Origin of the sequence: Streptomyces sp. ME02-8801-2C (genome assembly GCF_033793965.1) — a bacterium.
Lineage (GTDB): Bacteria > Actinomycetota > Actinomycetes > Streptomycetales > Streptomycetaceae > Streptomyces.
The window spans coordinates 1-15316 of sequence record NZ_JARAXP010000021.1 but is presented as its reverse complement, the minus strand read 5'-3'; the positions used below and the strand labels follow the sequence as shown (position 1 = coordinate 15316).

Genomic DNA, 15316 nt, shown 5'->3' with positions numbered 1-15316 from the left:
TTCTCATAGGACCGCCTGACGGGCACCTTGCCCGCAGAGTCTTGACAGCGGGCCCCTGGAAAGTTCACTCTTCACCGCGTCAGCCGATTGGATCTGTCCGATCGCGTTCGTTTCTGGTCGTATCCGTCGACCGCATCCCGTCATGCCCCCTTGAGCCGATGCGCCACGCCCGGGCCATGACAGCCCTTCAGGAGCCGAAATGCGCCATTCATCCCTTGGTCAGTCATTGCCTGACACCAGCCGACGCGCCGTGCTGCGCGGACTCGGCGGGGCCGCACTCCTGGGTGCCGGCATCCCGCTGCTGTCCGCGTGCGGCGGCAGCGGCAGCGGGTCCGACGCCAAGACCGTCACCGTCGGCTCCAACGCCTCCGACGCCGTCCCGAAGAAGGGCTACGGCGACATGTACGCGGCGTTCACGAAGCAGTCCGGGATCAAGGTCGACATCAACACCAAGGACCACGGCACGTTCCAGGAGCAGATCAACTCCTACCTGCAGGGCACGCCGGACGACGTGTTCCAGTGGTTCGCCGGCTACCGGATGCAGTTCTTCGCGGCCAAGGGACTGGCCACCCCGATCGACGACGTGTGGAAGACGATCGGCGGCAACTTCCCCAGCGCCATGCACGACCTGAGCAAGGGTCAGGACGGCAAGTACTACATGGTGCCGCTGACCACGTCCCCGTGGGCGGTCTTCTACCGCAAGAGCGTCTTCCAGCAGTACGGCTACGAGGTCCCCACCACGTGGGACGCGTACGTCGCCCTGTGCAAGCAGATGAAGAAGGACGGCCTGGTCCCGATCGCGTTCGGCGACAAGGACGCCTGGCCGGCGATGGGCTCCTTCGACCAGATCAACTTCCGCCTCAACGGCTACGACTTCCACGTCGAGCTGATGGCGGGCAAGGCCTCCTGGACCGACGCGAAGGTCCGCAAGGTCTTCGACACCTGGGCCGAGACCCTCCCCTTCCACCAGGACGGCGCGGTCGGCCGCACCTGGCAGGATGCCGCCCAGACGCTGGTCGCGAAGAAGGCAGGCATGTACATGCTTGGCATGTTCGTGGCCCAGCAGTTCACCAACAAGGCGGACCTGGACGACCTCGACTTCTTCCCCTTCCCGGAGATCGACCCGGCGTACGGTCAGGACACCGTGGAGGCGCCGACCGACGGCATCATGCTCAGCAAGAGCCCCAAGAACCACGCCGGTTCGGTCAAGCTGCTCGAGTTCCTGGGCACGCCGCAGGCCGAGGAGATCTACCTCAAGGCCGACCCGAGCCTCATCGCCGCCTCCACCAAGGCCGACACCTCCTCGTACAGCACCCTTCAGAAGAAGGGCTACGACATGATCGCGGGGGCCAAGCACCTCACCCAGTTCATGGACCGTGACAGCCGTCCGGACTTCACCTCGACGGTGATGCAGCCCGCGCTGCAGAAGTTCGTCCGCGACCCCAAGGGCGTCGACGGCATCCTGTCGTCCATCGAGCGCCAGAAGAAGGCGATCTTCGCCTCCTCATGAGCACCGACATCCTCACGAAGTCCCCGGAGGCGGCCGCCGAGCCGCCCCGGGGCGTGCCCTCGAACAAGCGGGTCCCGCAGGGCCATCGGCGTCTGCTGACCCGCCGTGACCGGCTCACGCTCGGTCTGATGGCCGGCATACCGACGATCCTGCACGTGGCCCTCGTCTGGCTCACCGCCCTGGCCTCCATCGCCCTCGCGTTCACCACCTGGGACGGCATCGGCTTCGACTCCATCAAGTGGGTCGGGCTGGACAACTTCCGCGAACTGTTCACCAACAACCCGCAGTTCTGGCCCGCCGTCGAGCACAACGTCATCTGGTTCGTCGTGCTCATCCTGATCCCGACCCCGCTCGGACTCCTCCTGGCCGTCCAGTTGGACAAGAACATCCGGTTCAGCCGGGTCTACCAGACGGCGTTCTTCCTGCCGGTCGTGGTGTCGCTGGCGGTGACCGGGTTCGTCTGGCAGCTGGTCTACAACCCGGACACGGGCCTGATCAACAGCCTGATCGGCGCCAACAAGCCCGGCCACTACATCGACTGGATCGGCGATCCGGACCTCAACCTGTGGGCCGTCCTGGTGGCCGCCTGCTGGCGGCACACCGGCTACATGATGATCCTCTACCTGGCCGGCCTCAAGGGCGTCGACCCCTCGCTGCGCGAAGCGTCGTCGCTCGACGGCGCGGGCGAGTGGCAGACGTTCAAGAACGTCATCTTCCCCACGCTGCGCCCCACCAACACGGTGGTCCTGGTCGTCACGATCATCGAGGCCCTGCGCGCCTTCGACCTGGTCTTCGTCTTCAACAAGGGGGCCCAGGGCACCGAGTTGCTGTCGATCCTGGTCACCAACAACATCATCGGCGAGTCCAGTCGCATCGGGTACGGCTCGGCGATCGCCGTGGTCCTGCTGGTGATCTCCCTCGCCGTGATCATCCCGTATCTGATCTCGACCTTCCGGAAGGAGCGGAGCGCATGAGCACCTCCATGGCGCTGAAACAGCGCACCCCCGTCCGCCCCGCCCGGATCCTGCTGCACACGTTCCTCGTCGTGACGTCGCTGGCCTGGCTCGCGCCGCTGCTGTGGGCGATGTTCGCGGCGCTGCGCCCGTACGCCGAGACCAGCGACAAGGGTTACGTTTCCTGGCCCGACAAGCTGAGTTTCGACAACTTCACCAACGCGTTCGAGCAGTCGGACATGCTGCACTACTTCGGGAACACGCTGCTCATCGCGATTCCGGCGGTGCTGCTGACCCTGTTCCTGTCGTCCTGCGTGGCGTTCTACGTCAGCCGCTTCGACTTCCGGGTCAACCTGTTCCTGCTGCTGGTCTTCACAGCCGGCAACCTGCTCCCGCAGCAGGTCATCATCACCCCGCTCTACCGCCTCTACCTGCTCGTCGACCTGCCGGGAATCACCGCGTCCGGCAAGCTGTACGACTCGGCGCTGGGGCTGGTGCTCATCCATGTGGCGTTCCAGTCGGGCTTCTGCGCGTTCGTGCTCGCCAACTACATGCGTTCCCTCCCGCACGAGCTGACCGAGGCCGCACTTGTCGACGGCGCCTCCGTCTGGCGCCTGTACTGGCAGATCGTGCTGCCGCTGTGCAGGCCCGCGATGGCGGCCCTGGCCACCCTCCTGTCCATCTGGATCTACAACGACTTCTTCTGGGCGATCGTGCTGATCTCCACCGGCGAGAACATGCCGATCACCTCGGCACTCAACAACCTCTCCGGCCAGTACTTCACCGACCCCAACCTGGTCGCCGCGGGTGCGTTGCTGACCGCCATCCCCACCCTGATCGTGTACTTCGCGCTGCAGCGGCAGTTCGTCAGCGGTCTGACCCTGGGCGCCAACAAGGGCTGACCCAGCCGTACGCGCCCCCACCCCCGACTTTCCGGAGCACTCCCCCATGAGCACCGCACGCCGCCTCCGTCTTCCCGGCATCGCCTACGGAGGCGACTACAACCCCGAACAATGGCCCGAGGAGGTCTGGGCCGAGGACATGCGCCTGATGCGCGAGGCCGGGGTCACCATGGTCAGCGTCGGCATCTTCTCCTGGGCGCTGCTCGAACCGGCCGAGGGCGTCTACGACTTCACGCGCATGGACCGCCTCCTCGACCTCCTGCACGAGAACGGCATCGGCGCCGACCTGGCCACCCCCACCGCGTCGCCGCCCGCCTGGTTCTTCAAGGCCCACCCCGAGGCGCTGCCGGTGGACAAGGACGGCCGCCGACTGTGGTACGGCAGTCGCCAGACGTTCTGCCCCTCCAGCCCCGCCTACCGCGAGGCCGCCCTGCGGATCGCGGGCGCGCTGGCCGAGCGGTACGCCGACCACCCGGCCGTCGTCATGTGGCACGTCCACAACGAGTACGGCTGCCACAACCCCGCCTGCTACTGCGACGAGAGCGCGGAGTCCTTCCGCCGCTGGCTGCGGGACAAGTACCAGGATCTGGACGCGCTGAACGACGCCTGGGGCACCACCTTCTGGAGCCAGTGGTTCTACGACTGGGACGAGATCATCCCGCCCCGGGCCACCGGAGCCGTCCCCAACCCCACCCATCAGCTCGACTGGCGCCGCTTCTGCTCCGACGAACTGCTCTCGCTGTGCACGGCCGAGCGCGAGGTGCTGCGGCAGGCCTCGCCGGACCTCCCCGCGACGACCAACTTCATGGTCCTGCGCACCTTCGACGCCCTCGACTACTGGCGCTGGGCACCGGAGTTGGACATCCTCTCCAACGACCACTACCTGATGTCCGACGACCCGGAGGCGGAGCTCGACATCGCGCTCAGCGGCGACCTGATGAGGTCGCTCGCGGGCGGCCCGTGGTTTCTCATGGAGCATTCGCCGGGTGCCGTCAACTGGCAGCAGGTCAACCGGGCCAAGGGTCCGGGTGAGATGCGGCGCAACGCGCTCGCTCATGTCGCCCACGGCGCCGACGGCATCGCGTTCTTCCAGTGGCGGGCGGCTAAGGCGGGTGCCGAGCAGTGGCACTCGGCGATGCTTCCGCACGCCGGCACAAACAGCCAGATCTGGCAGGACGTCGTCCAACTGGGCGCCGATCTGCGGGCGTTGGCCGAGGTACGGGACACCGATGTCGCGGCGCGCGTGGCGATCGTATGGGACTGGGACGCCCGTTGGGCACTGGAGCTGCCCGCCCAGCCGAGCAGCGAGCTGCGTTATCAGGATCTGGTGCGTGACTGGTACACCCCGCTGTGGCGTGCGGGTGTCGCCGTCGACTTCGTCCGTCCCGACGACCCCGGGCTGGACCGGTACCAACTCGTCCTGGTCCCGTCGCTGTACGTGGTGACGGAGACGGCCGCGGCGAACCTCACCCGGTTCGCGGAGAGCGGAGGAACGCTGGCCGTCGGCTTCCACAGCGGTATGGTCGACGAAAAGGGTCATGTGTTCCTCGGCGGGTATCCCGGCGCGTTCCGCGACGTCCTCGGCGTGCACACCGACGAGCTCTTCCCGCTGCTGCCGGGGCAGACGACGGGGCTGGCGGGCGAGGTTCCCCCGGGCGCCACGGCCGACCTGTGGTCGGAACGGGTCGGCCTGGCCGGCGCCCGGGCCGTCGCCTCGTACGCCGACGGTCCGCTGGCCGGGCATCCCGCCGTCACCCACCACCGGTACGGCAGCGGCACTGCCTGGTATGTGGCGACCCACCCCGACCAGGACACCCTGGCGGCCCTCCTCCACCGCATCCGCGAGGAGGCCGGTGTGGCTCCCGAGCACGAGGTGCCCGCCGGGGTCGAGGTCGTACGGCGTCGCGGCGCGGAGGCCGACTTCCTGTTCCTCGTCGACCACGCGGGGAAGGGCGCCGAAGTCCGCGCCGAAGGGGTGGAACTCCTCACCGGCACCCCGGTCTCGGGGACCGTCGTCGTCCCCCCGGGAGGCGTCGCCGTCGTCCGGGAACCGCACGGCACGCCGTCCTGACCCACCCGGATCGGACAGGGGTCCCGCTCAGTCGAGCGGGACCCCTGTCCGGCGTTCCAGGACGTGAATGAGGCGAGCCTGGAACTCCTTGTCCTGAGAGGCGGGGTGCGGTGTCTGTGTCCGCCGGTGGTACCAGTAGCCGCCGGTGCTCGGGGTCACGTCGTCGTGGGTGGCGAGCCACGCCTGTGTCCGGTGCCCAGCGACCAGGTCGTCCGATGCGCCGGCGCCGCCCATCCGGGTGGGAACCCAGCCGGGGTCGACCGCGTGGGCGACGGTTCCTTCCCAGCGGGACGCGAAAGCCAGCGCGAGGGTGGTGACCCACAGTTTGGTGTCGGAGTAGGTGGCGGTGCCGTCCGTCAGCCGTCCCAGGTCGGTGGAGCCGGATCGGTGCATGGAGCTGCTGAGGTAGACGAGTCTGGCCGGCTTGTCCATCAGGGCGGTCAACAGGTAGGGCGCGATCGTGTTGACCGTGGTCTGCTCCGGCGAGTTCAGGACTCCGGCGTTGTGGATGACGGCGTCGAAGCGGCCGAATCCGGAGGCCTGCCGGGCGACGTCGTGAATGTCGTCCAGTCGGGCGAGGTCCCCGAGGACGACGCCCTTCCACCGGGCGCTGTCGTCCTCGCGGGTGAGACGTGCCGGGGTGCGGACGTGGACGACCACGTCGTGACCGTCGTCGGCCAACGCGTTCGCCGCATCGCGCCCGAGGCCGGCGGCCGCGCCGGTTACCAGGATCAGTGCCACGTCAGTCATCTTTCGTCGTAGAGGAAACGACAGTATCGGCCCGGCGATGTGCGGCCCCGGCCGCCGCACATCGCGCCCCACAGGCAGGCGGCTCGAAGAGCCGATCCGCTGCCCCGGTCAGCGGATGGTCGTGCCGTCCGGCTCGTCGAGCAGCCCGAGTTCGTCCCGGGTCGGAAGGCCCTCCCAGTCGCCCCTGGAGGCGACGGCGAAGGCCGCCGTGGTGACGGCGCGGTGCAGCCGGGCCGGGATGTCCGCGTCGTCGAGGACGCCGGACAGGTATCCGGCCACGAAGGCGTCGCCCGCGCCGACCAGATCGACGGCGTCGACCTGTCGTGCGGCGCGGTCGGTCGGACCGTCCGCGGTGAACGTGGTCGCGCCGCGTGCGCCGCGTTTGACGACCACCTCGGCGACCCCCGCGGCCAGGATGCTCTTCACGGCCTCGGGTTCGTCGGCGTCGGGTCGTTCCAGTACCAGTGGCAGTTCGTCCTCGGAGGCTATGAGCAGGTCGGTGCGGAGCAGCAGCGGGCGCAGGGCGGTGCGGGCGGCGTCTGTACTCCACAGCCGGGAGCGGTAGTTGACGTCGAGGCACACGGTGATGCCGGCGTCGCGGGCGGCCGTGGCGGCGGCCAGCGCGGCGTGGGCGGCGGACGCGCCGAGCGCCGGTGTGATGCCGGTCAGATGCAGGACGCGGGTGCCGGGGGTCAAGGCGGGCAGTACGTCGGCCGGTGACACCGCCGAGCCGGCGGAACCGGTGCGGTAGTAGCTGACGCGGGTCAGGGTGCCCAGGCGGGGTTCGGTGAGCAGCAGTCCCGTGGGGCGGCCGGTGTCGTCGGTGGCCGCGTGGTCGGTGTCGACGCCCTCCGCGCGCAGCGTACGCAGGACCAGCGCGCCGAGTTCGTCCGCGCCGACCCGGCCGGCCCAGCGCACCCGGTGCCCGAGCCTGGCGAGGCCGATGGCCACGTTGGACTCGGCGCCGGCGACGGACAGGCCGAGGTTGCCGCCGAGTCGTAGCGCGCCGTGGGCGCGCAGTGCCGCCATGGTCTCGCCGAAGGTCACGACCTCGGCCGGAGTCTGGGTCGTCATACCGTCCCCCCTGCGGTGATTTTGCGGAACTCGGCCGCACGGACGCGGAGTTGACTGAGGTCGCCGCCGTCGGCCGCGTCACCGACGAGCGGTGAGCCCACGCCGACGGCGAGGGCACCCCGGTCCAGATAGGCGCGGGCGGCCGGTGCGTCTACTCCGCCGACGGGCACGAAGTGCACCTCGGGGAAGGGGTCGCGCAGGGCTTTCAGATAGCCGGGGCCGCCGAAGGAACCCGGGAAGAGTTTGATCGCGGCGGCGCCCCGGGCGAGGGCCGCTTCGACCTCGCTCGGTGTCAGGGCGCCCATCAACACCGGCACGCCGTACGGCTCCAGGCCGTCGACGAGGGCCGGGGTGACGAGGTAGGACGCGCCGGCGTCCAGGGCCCGGGCGGCGTCCGCGGCCGAGCGCACGGTGCCGGCGCCGAGGAGGGCGTCGGGGCCCAGTTCGGCGCGCGCCCGCCGTATGACGGTCAGGGCGTCGGTGGTGGTCAGCGAGACCTCGACCGCCGCGATGCCCTCCTCGGCGAGGGTGCGCACGGTACTCAGTGCCGCGGCGGCGTCCTTGCCTCGAACGACCGCCAGCAGGCGGTGGGTTCGGAGGGATTCCACCAGGTTCATGAAGGCGCGTTCTCCTTGTGCCAGGGCAACAGGCCCTGCGGGGTAGGGGGTTGTCGTGCCGCTGGTCACCACTCGGTGAATGCCCCGTCGGGGCCGCGCCATACGGGGTTGCGCCAGCGGTGTCCGGTCTCGGCGGCGTGGCGTACGGCCTTCTCGTCGATCTCGACGCCGAGCCCCGGGCGGGTGGAGGCGACCGCGTACCCGTCCTGGAACCGGAAGGGTTCGGGGTCCATCACGTACTCGAGCAGGTCGGACCCCTTGTTGTAGTGGATGCCCAGACTCTGTTCCTGGATGAGGAAGTTCGGTACGGAGAAGGCGATCTGGAGGCTCGCGGCGAGCGCGATCGGGCCGAGGGGGCAGTGGGGGGCCATGGTGACGTCGTACGTCTCGGCCATGGCGGCTATGCGGCGGACCTCGGAGATGCCGCCGGCGTGCGACAGGTCGGGCTGGGCGACGGCGATGCCGCTGGTCATGACGGAGCGGAAGTCCCAGCGGGAGTACAGGCGTTCGCCGGTGGCGAGGGGGATGCTCGTGCACTCCACCAGGCTGCGCAGCTGGCTAGAGTACTCCGGCGCGACGGGTTCCTCGACGAACAGCGGGTGCAGTGGCTCGAGTTGGGGCAGCAGTCGGCGTGACATGGCGGTGGAGGCGCGGCCGTGGAAGTCGACGGCGATGTCCCGTTCGTCGCCCAGCACCTCGCGGACGGCCGCGACGCGTTCGACGACCTCCGCGGTGCGGGCCGGGGTGTCGATGCGGGCGAGTTCCGCCGAGGCGTTCATCTTGACGGCGGTGAAGCCCGCCTTCATCTGTTCCTCGGCCAGTTCCGCGACATCGCCGGGGCGGTCTCCGCCGATCCAGGCGTACATGCGGACACGGTCGCGCACGGGGCCGCCGAGGAGGCGGTGCACGGGGACGCCGTAGGTCTTGCCCGCGATGTCCCACAGGGCCTGGTCGATGCCGGCGACGGCGCTGGAGAGGATGGGGCCGCCCCGGTAGAAGCCGCCCTTGGTGAGCACCTGCCAGTGGTCCTCGATGCGCAGCGGGTCCCGGCCGACGAGGTGGTCGGCCAGTTCGTGGACCGCGGCGCTTACGGTCTCGGCGCGGCCCTCGATGACGGGTTCGCCCCAGCCGGTGACGCCCTCGTCGGTGGCGACGCGCAGGAACAGCCAGCGCGGGGCCACCAGGAACGTCTCAAGTCCGGTTATTTTCAAGGGAGTTCCTTCGGCGACGGATCGGTCGCGGGGTCGTGGTCGGTCCGGGCCCGTACGGCTGCCAGGTCGTCGGTGGCCTGTGCCAGGAGGGAGTCGACGGCGGCCGCGGCGGCGTCCGGGTCGCCCGCCTCGACGGCGTCGAGCAGGTCCTGGTGCACGGGGATGGAGTCGGAGAAGTGCTGGGCGCCGTGCACGATCCGGTCGCGGACACGCAGGCCGGCCTCGATGACGACCTCCATCCGGCTGAGGAGTTCGTTGTGCGCGGCGTCGAGGAGGGCACGGTGGAAGGCCAGGTCGGCCTCGACCATGGCCGCCGCGTCGGCGCCCGCGGCCGCCATCGCGTCCAGCGCCTCCCGCAACGCGTCCAGGTCTTCGGGGGTACGGCGGAGCGCGGCGAGCCGGGCTCCGGCGGGCTCGACGATCGCGCGGACCTCGGCGAGGTCCTCCAGGAAACCGTCGGTCGGAGCGCTGCTGCCCTGCCAGCGCAGCAGGTCGCTGTCGAGCAGGTTCCAGTCGGCCCGGGGCCGGATGGTCGTACCGCGTTTCTGCCGTGACTCCAGCAGGCCCTTCGAGGCCAGTACGCGCATCGCCTCACGGACCACTGTCTTGCTGACGCCCAACTCCGCTTCGAAGTTGGCCGGGTCCACCACGGAGCCCGGGGGGTAGTCGCCGCGGACGATGCGTCGGCCCAGCTCCTCAACCGCCTGGCCGTGCAGCCCCCTGCCGGGATGGATCACCGTGTTCTCCGTTTCCGTTCCGGTCCTGTTCGCCGGGACCGCGCACGGTCCACCGTCGGGTGCGCGCCGCTCACGAGGACTCCTTCATGACGCTCCATCCTCCATCAACCACCAGGCTCGCTCCCGTCACATAGGACGCGTCCTGCGATGCGAGGAAGGCGACGGCGGCGGCCACCTCCTCCGGCCGCCCGAACCGCCGGGCGGCGGTGGCGGCCACACTGCGTGCCCGGTCGGCCTCCGGGATGCCGTCCCAGGCGGCGGTGAGAACGGGGCCGGGCAGCACGGTGTTGACCCGGATGTCGGGCCCGTACTCGACGGCCAACTGCCGCCCCAGCGAGCACAGCGCGCCCTTCGCGGCGGCGTAGGCGGCATGCCCGGGCAGGCCCATGACCGCGTGCACGGAGGAGGTGAGGACGACGGAGCCCGAGGTTTCGCGCAGCAGGGCCGCGAAGGTTTTCATCCCGCGCCAGGCAGGCTTGAGCAGCACGGCCATCTGACCGTCCCACTCGGCCTCGCTCAACTCGTGGGCGGGCTTGTTGAGCTGGGCGAAGGCGTTGCTGTGCAGGACGTCCAGCCGGCCGTGGTGCTCGTCGACGTGGCGGGCCAGGTGCTCCCAGTCGGCGGCCGAGGTCACGTCGCAGTGCACGTACTCCGCGCGTCCACCGCTGTCCGCGATGTCGGCCGCTACGGCCTTGCCGGCCGCGTCGTCCACGTCCGTGACCACGACCACCGCCCCTTCGGCCGCGAGCCGGTGTGCCGTGGCCGCGCCGATACCGTGCGCCGCCCCGGTGATCACCGCCACGCGCCCGGTCATCCTGCGGCATCCCGTCATCACGTGTGTCTCCCCTCGTTCCTGTCCACGCGACCACCATAGCTGTTTCAATTAATTATGAATATATCTTGACGGCGTGGCGATGCCGCTCCGAGACTGACCGGCACGCAACAGGCACCTGCAGGACGAAGCCAGGAAGGACCTCCTCCCATGAGCCGCACCACACCCCGCCGCAGAAGCCGGGGCACATTGGCGACGACCCTTGTCGCCGTCTCCCTGCTCATCTCGGCCTGCGGGGGTTCGGCCGATTCGACGGACAAGGCACAGGCACCCGCCAAGCCCGGCCAGAAGGTCGACCTGCGCTTCTGGTCGTGGGTTCCCGGCGTCGACAAGGCCGTCGACAAGTGGAACGCCACCCACCCGGACATCCACGTCAAACTGGAGAAGATCCCGGCAGGTGGCAGCGGCGGCTACGCGAAGATGCGCGCCGCCCTCAAGAGCGGCAACGCGCCCGATCTGGCGCAGGTGGAGTACCAGGAGATCCCCTCGTTCCTGCTGGAGAACGGCCTGGTGAACCTGTCCGAGTACGGCGCGGACAAGGACAGGTCGAAGTTCGTGGACTGGCAGTGGGAGCAAGGGGTCTTCGGCTCGGCCGTCTACGCGATCCCCCAGGCGTCCGGCCCGATGGGCCTGTTCTACCGCTCCGACCTGTTCAAGAAGTGGGGCATCACTCCGCCCACCACCTGGGACGAGTACGCCCAGGCCGCAGAGAAGATCAACAAGGCCGACCCGAAGGCCTACATCGGCACCTTCCCGCCCGGCAACTCGGCCTGGTTCACCGCACTCGCGTGGCAGGCCGGCGCCAAGTGGTTCGGCGTGGACGGCGACACCTGGTCGGTGAACATCGCCTCCCCGCAGACCCTCAAGGTCGCCGCCTACTGGGACGAACTGCGCACCAAGAAACTGATCAAGACCGAACCCGACTTCGCCAACGGCTGGTACAAGGACCTGCAGACCGGCTCCATCACCTCGTGGGTCAGTGCCCAGTGGGGCGACGCCATCATCAGCGGAAACGCTCCCAAGACCGCCGGCAAGTGGGCGGTGGCGCCCATGCCGCAGTGGACGAAGGGCGCGAACGTCTCCGCGAACTGGGGCGGTTCCTCCACGGCTGTCCTCAAGGGCGCGGGGCACATCCCCGAGGCCCTGAAGTTCGCCGAATGGCTCAACACCGACCCCGCGAGCGTCGACCTGCTGCTGCAGGGCGGATACGGCTGGCCCGCGGGAGCCGACGCGTACAAGGGCTCCTCGCTGGACAAGCCGTCGGAGTTCTACGGAGGCCAGAAGTACAACGAGGTCTTCGCACAGGCGGACAAGAACATCGACACCTCGTGGAAGTGGATACCGACGATCGACGCCACCTACCAGCACCTCAACGACGGCTTCCAGGCCGCCGTGGCCGGCAAGGGCTCGTTCGTCTCCGCGGTCGAGCAGGCGCAGAAGCAGACCGTCGAGGACCTGAAGGAGAAGGGTCTGAAGGTTTCCACCGGCCAGTGACCGCCTCCGGAGGGCGCGACACGGCCGCCGCCGTTTCCCCCTCCGGACTCCAGAAAGCACCCAGATGCCCACCCGTACCCGAGCACCCCGCCGCCGCAGAAACCTGGCGCCCGTCGCCTTCGTCGCGCCCTTCCTCCTGCTGTTCCTGTTGACCTTCGGCGCCCCCATCGGCTACGCCGTCTACCAGAGCGTCATGGATGTCGAGCACACCGGCCCGCTGGGGCTCGGCGGCAGCCGTACCGTCTTCGTCGCGCTGAGCAACTACTCCGACGCGTTGTCCGATGACGCCTTCCTGCGCAGCGTCGGTCGCGTGCTGCTGTTCGCGGTCGTCCAGGTGCCGGTGATGGTCGCGCTGGCCGCCGGGCTCGCGCTGCTCCTTGACAGCGCCTCGGCCAGAGGCGTGCGGTTCTTCCGCGCCGCCTACTTCCTGCCCTACGGCGTTCCGGGAGTCATCGCGTCCATCCTGTGGGGCTTCCTGTACGTACCGGGAGTCAGCCCTCTCGTGGACGGCATGAGCCACCTGGGCGTGTCGGTGGACCTGCTGGGCGGAAACACGGTCCTGTGGTCCATCGCGAACATCGTCACCTGGGAGTTCGCCGGCTACAACGTCCTGGTCCTCGTCGCCCAGTTGCGCACCATCCCCGCGGAGTTGTACGAGGCCGCCCGCATCGACGGGGCCAGTGCGTGGATGACGGTCCGGCACGTCAAGCTGCCGCTGCTGCGCCCGGCACTGATCCTCACCACGGTCTTCACCATCATCGGCACACTGCAACTGTTCGCGGAACCACTGGTGCTCAAGCCCGTCTCGTCGAGCATCGACAGCGCCTACACCCCCAACCTCAGCGCCTACAACGAGGCGTTCACCAACGACAACTACCACCTCGCCGCCGCCGAGGCAGTCCTGCTCGCCCTCGCCGCGTTCGTGCTCTCCTTCGGGTTCCTGCGGCTGGTCAACAAGAGAGGCGGGGACGCGTGAGTCTCCAGACAGCGGCCCGCACGGTCCCGCCGAGCGGTGAGAAGCCGGCCTCCGACGACGGCCCGACGTCACGCGGCGGCATCACCGGGGTCACCACACGCAGCCGCATCCTGGTCACCGGGTCGCTCGTGGCAGCCGCCGGGTACTTCCTGCTCCCGGTGTACTGGCTGGTCGTGGCGTCCACCAAGTCCACCGGCGACCTGTTCGGCAGCTTCGGGCTGTGGTTCTCCCATCCGCAGTTCCTGAGCAACCTGCACCAGGTGATCACCTACGACCACGCGATCTACCTGCGCTGGGCCGCCAACAGCCTGCTGTACGCGGGGGTCGGCGCCGGCGTGGCGACGCTGCTGGCCGCGATGTCCGGCTACGCGCTGGCCAAGTTCTCCTTCGCCGGCCGCGACACGATCTTCAACATCGTGCTGGGTGGCGTCCTGATCCCCGGCACGGCGCTGGCGCTGCCCATGTACCTGCTGTTCAGCGAGGCGGGCCTGGCCAACACCTACTGGGCCGTGCTGGTGCCGAGCTTCGTCAGTCCCTTCGGCGTGTACCTGTGCCGGATCTACGCCGCGGCGTCCATACCTGACGAGTTGTTGGAGGCGGCCCGCATCGACGGCGCGGGAGAGTTCCGCATCTTCACGACCGTCGCTCTGCGCATCATGACCCCCGCCCTGGTGACGATCTTCCTTTTCCAGTTCGTCGGCATCTGGAACAACTACTTCCTGCCGCTGGTCATGCTGTCCGACTCCAAGCTGTACCCCATCACCCTCGGTCTGACGTCATGGCAGTCCTTCGCCGACCGCCAGCCGCAGCTCTACCAACTGACCGTGGGAGGCGCCTTCGTCTCCGTCGTCCCTCTGATGATCGCGATGGTCGCCCTGCAGCGCTTCTGGCGCAGCGGTCTGACCGACGGCAGCGTCAAGGGCTGACCCGCAGGAAGGGCAGGGGGGGAGGGACGGTCCGTCCCTCCCCCCCTGCCCATCCACGTCAGGTCATCGGCCCCTGGGGTTCACCGCCTTGCGGAACACGTCGTAGACGAGCTTGGGCCGCTCCTCGGCGAAGGTGACCAGACCCATCACGGAGATGCCGTTGTAGTCCTGGTTGTATCCGGCCCGCTGCTTGTAGTCCTTGAGCACCCAGTAGGTGAACCCGGCGACGAAGGCGCTGCGCGCCGTCACCTGCGCCCAGTGCGCGGTGAAGCTCGCCGCCTGCCACTCCTCCGTGCCCTGGGTGGTGGCGGGGCCGTGGGTGCCGGCCACGGACCAGGTGCCGTTCTCGGTGATCAGGATCGGCTTGTCGGGGTACTTCGCGTGGACCGCGTCGAGCGTGGGGCCGAGGTCGGCGTCCTTGCCGTAGAAGTAGCCGAAGTACTCGTTGAACCCGATCACGTCGGCGAGGTCGAAGGCGGGGTCGTTGCTGGTGTTGGAGGCCCAGGTGACGGGCCGGGCGGTCAGGTCCACCGCCTTCACCGCCGCCTTGAGGTCGGCGAGCCAGGCCCGGTAGACGGGGGCGCCGCCGGTGTCGATCTCCGACTCGTTCTGGAGTCCCCAGAGGATCACCGAGGGGTGGTTGTGCTGGTTCCAGGCCATGGTCAGGGCCAGGGCGCGGGCAAGGCCGTAGCGCTCGGTCTGGAGCTTCTCCTGGGCGGTGTTGAGCCACATGGTGTCGATGTCGTCCATCACCAGCACGCCGTGCTCGTCCGCCCAGTCGTAGACGTACGGGTGACGGTTGTAGACGCAGTTGCGGACGAAGTTGGCGCCCAGCCTCGTGAGGTGGCCCAGTTCCCGGTCGTACTCGGCCGGTGTCATCGCCCTGCCGTGCGCGGCGGTCTCCTCGTGCCAGTTGAGGCCCTTGAGGAACAGCGCCTTGCCGTTCAGCTTCACCTGGGCGTCGCTGATGGACAGTTCACGTACGCCGTACCGGGTGGAGAGAGTGTCCACCCGTGGGCCGGAGTGCCTCCCGGCGGTCAGGGTGGCGCGGGCGGTGAGCAGGTGCGGTGCGGCCGGGCTCCAGCGCGGGGCGTGGGGTACGGGGACCGGGACACGCACGACGCCTGCCGACCGGGCGGCGATCCGGGCGGCGACCACGACGGGCCGGCCGCCGCTGCCACGGCCGGGATCCAGCGTGAGGCGGCCGTCGAAGTCGACGTCGCTGCGGTTCTCGACGACCGCCCGCGCGTCGAGGCGCCCGCC

The 15316-nt window shown here is 69.2% G+C and carries 14 protein-coding genes; 7 read left to right on the top strand and 7 right to left on the bottom strand.

Features of this window, described 5'->3' with window-relative positions:
- The first annotated feature begins 199 nt into the window (after positions 1-199).
- Genes PV396_RS39065 through PV396_RS39050 form a run of 4 tightly spaced genes read left to right on the top strand, consistent with a single transcriptional unit; the run spans position 200 to position 5436 of the window.
- Positions 200-1510 (top strand): ABC transporter substrate-binding protein, encoded by a 1311-nt coding sequence (locus PV396_RS39065; RefSeq protein ID WP_319213026.1) that lies wholly within the window; start codon positions 200-202, stop codon positions 1508-1510.
- Positions 1507-2484, top strand: coding sequence for a carbohydrate ABC transporter permease (locus PV396_RS39060; RefSeq protein ID WP_319213025.1), 978 nt, complete (start codon positions 1507-1509; stop codon positions 2482-2484). The genes PV396_RS39065 and PV396_RS39060 overlap by 4 nt, the downstream gene beginning before the upstream one ends.
- A complete protein-coding gene (locus PV396_RS39055) occupies positions 2481-3365 on the top strand; it encodes a carbohydrate ABC transporter permease (protein WP_319213023.1) in 885 nt (294 codons plus the stop codon). Before PV396_RS39060 ends, PV396_RS39055 begins: the two co-directional genes overlap by 4 nt.
- 46 nt (positions 3366-3411) lie before the next feature.
- On the top strand, positions 3412-5436 hold the full coding sequence (locus PV396_RS39050) for a beta-galactosidase (protein ID WP_319213021.1): 2025 nt from the start codon (positions 3412-3414) through the stop codon (positions 5434-5436).
- Positions 5437-5463: 27 nt separating this feature from the next.
- Here the strand turns inward: PV396_RS39050 and PV396_RS39045 are convergent, their stop codons facing one another.
- From PV396_RS39045 to PV396_RS39020, 6 genes are all read right to left on the bottom strand, one after another.
- Entirely contained in the window at positions 5464-6186 is a 723-nt protein-coding gene (locus PV396_RS39045; RefSeq protein WP_319213020.1) for an SDR family NAD(P)-dependent oxidoreductase, read from the bottom strand.
- 108 nt (positions 6187-6294) lie between these two features.
- On the bottom strand, positions 6295-7260 hold the full coding sequence (locus tag PV396_RS39040; RefSeq protein ID WP_319213019.1) for a sugar kinase: 966 nt from the start codon (positions 7258-7260) through the stop codon (positions 6295-6297).
- Positions 7257-7877 carry a bifunctional 4-hydroxy-2-oxoglutarate aldolase/2-dehydro-3-deoxy-phosphogluconate aldolase gene (locus tag PV396_RS39035; protein WP_319213018.1) on the bottom strand — a complete coding sequence of 207 codons (621 nt, stop codon included), beginning with the start codon at positions 7875-7877 and terminating at the stop codon, positions 7257-7259. The genes PV396_RS39040 and PV396_RS39035 overlap by 4 nt, the downstream gene beginning before the upstream one ends.
- A 65-nt stretch (positions 7878-7942) precedes the next feature.
- Entirely contained in the window at positions 7943-9088 is a 1146-nt protein-coding gene (gene dgoD, locus PV396_RS39030) for a galactonate dehydratase (protein WP_319213016.1), read from the bottom strand.
- The gene (locus tag PV396_RS39025; protein WP_319213014.1) at positions 9085-9825 is read right to left on the bottom strand and encodes a FadR/GntR family transcriptional regulator; all 741 of its coding nucleotides are present in this window, start codon (positions 9823-9825) and stop codon (positions 9085-9087) included. Before PV396_RS39025 ends, dgoD begins: the two co-directional genes overlap by 4 nt.
- Positions 9826-9895: 70 nt before the next feature.
- Positions 9896-10639, bottom strand: coding sequence for an SDR family oxidoreductase (locus PV396_RS39020; RefSeq protein ID WP_319213013.1), 744 nt, complete (start codon positions 10637-10639; stop codon positions 9896-9898).
- Positions 10640-10807: 168 nt separating this feature from the next.
- On the opposite strand from PV396_RS39020, the gene PV396_RS39015 reads away from it, so the two are divergent.
- From PV396_RS39015 to PV396_RS39005, 3 genes are all read left to right on the top strand, one after another.
- Entirely contained in the window at positions 10808-12151 is a 1344-nt protein-coding gene (locus PV396_RS39015; protein WP_319213010.1) for an ABC transporter substrate-binding protein, read from the top strand.
- 64 nt (positions 12152-12215) lie between these two features.
- The gene (locus PV396_RS39010) at positions 12216-13127 is read left to right on the top strand and encodes a sugar ABC transporter permease (RefSeq protein ID WP_319213009.1); all 912 of its coding nucleotides are present in this window, start codon (positions 12216-12218) and stop codon (positions 13125-13127) included.
- Positions 13124-14053, top strand: coding sequence for a carbohydrate ABC transporter permease (locus PV396_RS39005; protein WP_319213008.1), 930 nt, complete (start codon positions 13124-13126; stop codon positions 14051-14053). Before PV396_RS39010 ends, PV396_RS39005 begins: the two co-directional genes overlap by 4 nt.
- Positions 14054-14116: 63 nt before the next feature.
- On the opposite strand, the gene PV396_RS39000 is transcribed toward PV396_RS39005, so the two are convergent.
- The coding region (locus PV396_RS39000; RefSeq protein WP_319213007.1) for a glycoside hydrolase family 2 TIM barrel-domain containing protein at positions 14117-15316 on the bottom strand (1200 nt) is incomplete at its 5' end.

Excerpts from the sequence above, each read along its gene's own strand:
- PV396_RS39065 (WP_319213026.1), top strand. The coding sequence starts at position 200 with ATGCGCCATTCATCCCTTGGTCAGTCATTGCCTGACACCAGCCGACGC.
- PV396_RS39060 (WP_319213025.1), top strand. The coding sequence starts at position 1,507 with ATGAGCACCGACATCCTCACGAAGTCCCCGGAGGCGGCCGCCGAGCCG.
- PV396_RS39055 (WP_319213023.1), top strand. The coding sequence starts at position 2,481 with ATGAGCACCTCCATGGCGCTGAAACAGCGCACCCCCGTCCGCCCCGCC.
- PV396_RS39050 (WP_319213021.1), top strand. The coding sequence starts at position 3,412 with ATGAGCACCGCACGCCGCCTCCGTCTTCCCGGCATCGCCTACGGAGGC.
- PV396_RS39045 (WP_319213020.1), bottom strand. The coding sequence starts at position 6,186 with ATGACTGACGTGGCACTGATCCTGGTAACCGGCGCGGCCGCCGGCCTC.
- PV396_RS39040 (WP_319213019.1), bottom strand. The coding sequence starts at position 7,260 with ATGACGACCCAGACTCCGGCCGAGGTCGTGACCTTCGGCGAGACCATG.
- PV396_RS39035 (WP_319213018.1), bottom strand. The coding sequence starts at position 7,877 with ATGAACCTGGTGGAATCCCTCCGAACCCACCGCCTGCTGGCGGTCGTT.
- PV396_RS39020 (WP_319213013.1), bottom strand. The coding sequence starts at position 10,639 with ATGACCGGGCGCGTGGCGGTGATCACCGGGGCGGCGCACGGTATCGGC.
- PV396_RS39015 (WP_319213010.1), top strand. The coding sequence starts at position 10,808 with ATGAGCCGCACCACACCCCGCCGCAGAAGCCGGGGCACATTGGCGACG.
- PV396_RS39010 (WP_319213009.1), top strand. The coding sequence starts at position 12,216 with ATGCCCACCCGTACCCGAGCACCCCGCCGCCGCAGAAACCTGGCGCCC.